Genomic DNA, 2,974 nt, shown 5'->3' on the forward strand with positions numbered 1-2,974 from the left:
AAATAGAGACAAATGCGGAGCCAAACTCTATTGGCTCAGAAGCCCAAGCGAGTTGGGCAACTTGCAAATGTCGGTGCAAAATTGATAAATAAAAATGAAACTGCCAAACTTTTCGGCAACTTTTTATTGTTTAACAACTTTATATACTTTTTCATAGGGGTTATACCCCATTTATCATTCGGTCTGTTCTATCGCAGCGTCAGGCATTGTCTATCTGCCATACACATCATCCATCAGTCCATCGGGTAATGCACGCCCCACTCTTTCCTCAGCGCGTCCATCTGTCGCATAATGGCAAGTGTCTCTGCGTGAGGCATCATAGGCGATTCAAGGAGTCCTGCCTCTAAACAGCGTTGACATTCGATGACTTGATACTCATAGCCATTAACCATATCTGCTGGTTTATGGTAAGAGGCGACAAGTTGATAGTTGCGATAAACCTCTATCAGTTCTGGACAGTTGATATTATCCACACGAATGTAACCCTCCGTGCCACTGATAATGCCTTGGCGGTCGTTCAGACACAGAGCTCCCGACTGGAGATTGGCCATACGACCATCACGGTATGAGAGCGAGATACTCTCGTGCATGTCAACTCCTGTGTCACTCTTATGCACATTGCTTACCATGCGACAAATATCTGTACCGAAATACATACGTGCAAAATTCAAGCAATAGACTCCGAGGTCGAGCAATGCACCGCCACACAGTTCAGGGCGCACGATACGCTCTTTCTGTTCCATCATATAACATAAGGTGGCTGTCAGAACACGCGGTTCACCTATCACGCCAGAATCCATAATCTCCTTCACCCGATGCGACAATGGCATATAACGGGTCCATATCGCCTCAGTAATGAAGAGTCCCTTCTCATGAGCCAAAGCCAACAGCTGTTCTGCCTCGCAGGCATTGGCAGTAAAGGCTTTCTCCACCAAACAGGGTTTTCCGTGTTCAAGAGCCAAACGGGCATGAGGATAATGATGAGAGTGAGGGGTGGCGATATAAACGATATCCACCGCAGGATCGCTGACCAGTTCTTCGTAAGATCCATACACCTTATTTATATAGAACTGTTTGGCAAAAGCTTCAGCCTTTTCCAGTGAGCGTGAAGCCACAGCATAACACTCACATCCATGTGGTTTGTTGGCAAGTGCCTCTGCCATCTTTTGAGCTATCCACCCTGCTCCAATGATTCCTAATCGCATAGTAACTTTTAAAGTTTTAATCCAAATGGGGAGTTTCCCTCACCTCATTTCTCATGCAAATATACTCAATCTTTTCGTAATACTATCTTTTTTCTTTCTAAAAAAGCATAATTCTCCCTAATGACAGATTGGTGTTATGCACAAACCAAGCCATGAATCTCGCAAGACAGTATCAGCTCATCAGTTCAACGATGGTGGGTGTCAGTATGGCGGTCAGTATGCCATTGAGCGTGAGGCCAAGGCTGGCATAAGCCCCCACAAACTCGTCGCGTTCCATGGCTACCGAGGTGCCCACAGCATGCGATGCCGCACCCATCGACAGTCCCTTAGCCATAGGATTGTATATATGTCCTACCGCCATGAGTTTAAATCCCACCACACCGCCTATCAGACCGGTTATCACGACGATGGCTGCCGTGAGCGATGGTATTCCGCCCAACGCCTGAGTCACCTCCATCGCTATCGGCGTGGTCACCGACTTACTGGCGAGCGATGCCACTACTTCACGTGAGGCACCAAGCATTCGTGCGGTCACTACTACACTGATAATACCGACTACACAGCCCATCATCTGCGAGGCCAGTATTGGCACAATCTGCTTTTTGATCTGCGAGAGTTGCAGATACAGCGGCACACCAAGTGCCACCACTGCGGGTTTGAGCCAGAAGTCTATCATCTTGGCGCTTTCGTGATAGGTGTCATAAGGAATGTCGCAGACTTTGAGAAACACAATTACTAAACCGATCGTTATGAGTATCGGGTTGAGCAGGATGGATTGCGTGCGGTGTTGCAGCATTTTTGCACCTTGGTAGATGCCGAAAGTCAGCGCCAGAAGAAAATACTGGTTGGTTACTATCTGTTCAATCATGTTTGCTCCTTTCCTCCATTTTGTCCTTGATCACGTTAGTTATCTTCTTCTCGCCCTTGGCCACCATCTGATGTGTGTGTCCCGTAACGAGTAGTACCAAAGCTGTGCTTACCAGTGTTGCTCCGATGATGGGCACAAGCTCAGCCCTAATCAGATCGAAGTGTAACATCAGCGCGACGCCAGGTGGCACAAAGAAGAATCCCAGATTGGCAATGAGAAAGTCGGTAAGCCCTCTTACCCATTCCAGTTTAATCACTTTTACCTTCAACAGCAGCGTGAGCAACAGCATACCGATGATGCTGGAAGGTAGTTTCACTCCAGTGAGCGTAGTTATCAACTCACCCAAAGCCATACATCCAAAGAGGATGAAGCATTGTCTAACCATAAATTTACTAAGCGAAAAGTTATCCTAAAACATTCTAAAACTGTAATCGAGTGCAAAGGTATATAAAATTTCTGATATGACACACATCCATCCCCACTAATTTTCAAACCATCTCCTGACCATCTGCTGGTGTAAAATGACAAGGAGAGATTATTGGCATCAAATGAAAGCAAAGACAATAATGTCGATCTCCTTTGTAGAGAACGTCAATCGCCGGCTGAGAGAACGCCAATCGCCGGCCGAGAGAACGCCAATCGCCGGCAGAGAGAACGTCAATCGCCGGCCGAGAGAACGCCAATCGCCGGCCGAGAGAACGCCAATCGCCAGCCGAGATAACGTCACGCTCTACAAGTATGGGGTTATACTCCTATTTTACATTGGATATTTTATTTACATAATACATTTAATTTCCTATCATATCACATCCTATTATCCTTGGAATACTCGACTTCATTTATAAGACTTTTTATCTCTTCTTAAAATCATGGAGTTGTTCTTAAGGCACATGATTTATGT

At 46.1% G+C, this 2,974-nt stretch carries 3 protein-coding genes; all 3 read right to left on the reverse strand.

Features of this window, described 5'->3' with window-relative positions:
* Positions 1-233: 233 nt before the first annotated feature.
* Positions 234-1,205, reverse strand: coding sequence for a Gfo/Idh/MocA family protein (locus CIK90_RS13550; RefSeq protein ID WP_094465893.1), 972 nt, complete (start codon positions 1,203-1,205; stop codon positions 234-236).
* Between the two features lie 172 nt (positions 1,206-1,377).
* A complete protein-coding gene (locus CIK90_RS13555; protein WP_094465894.1) occupies positions 1,378-2,073 on the reverse strand; it encodes an LrgB family protein in 696 nt (231 codons plus the stop codon).
* On the reverse strand, positions 2,066-2,458 hold the full coding sequence (locus CIK90_RS13560; RefSeq protein WP_094390613.1) for a CidA/LrgA family protein: 393 nt from the start codon (positions 2,456-2,458) through the stop codon (positions 2,066-2,068). The genes CIK90_RS13555 and CIK90_RS13560 overlap by 8 nt, the downstream gene beginning before the upstream one ends.
* Positions 2,459-2,974 lie beyond the last annotated feature (516 nt).

The sequence above is a fragment of the Prevotella sp. P5-126 genome (genome assembly GCF_002251185.1).
Classification (GTDB): Bacteria; Bacteroidota; Bacteroidia; order Bacteroidales; family Bacteroidaceae; genus Prevotella.

Excerpts from the sequence above, each read along its gene's own strand:
- CIK90_RS13550 (WP_094465893.1), bottom strand. The coding sequence starts at position 1,205 with ATGCGATTAGGAATCATTGGAGCAGGGTGGATAGCTCAAAAGATGGCA.
- CIK90_RS13555 (WP_094465894.1), bottom strand. The coding sequence starts at position 2,073 with ATGATTGAACAGATAGTAACCAACCAGTATTTTCTTCTGGCGCTGACT.
- CIK90_RS13560 (WP_094390613.1), bottom strand. The coding sequence starts at position 2,458 with ATGGTTAGACAATGCTTCATCCTCTTTGGATGTATGGCTTTGGGTGAG.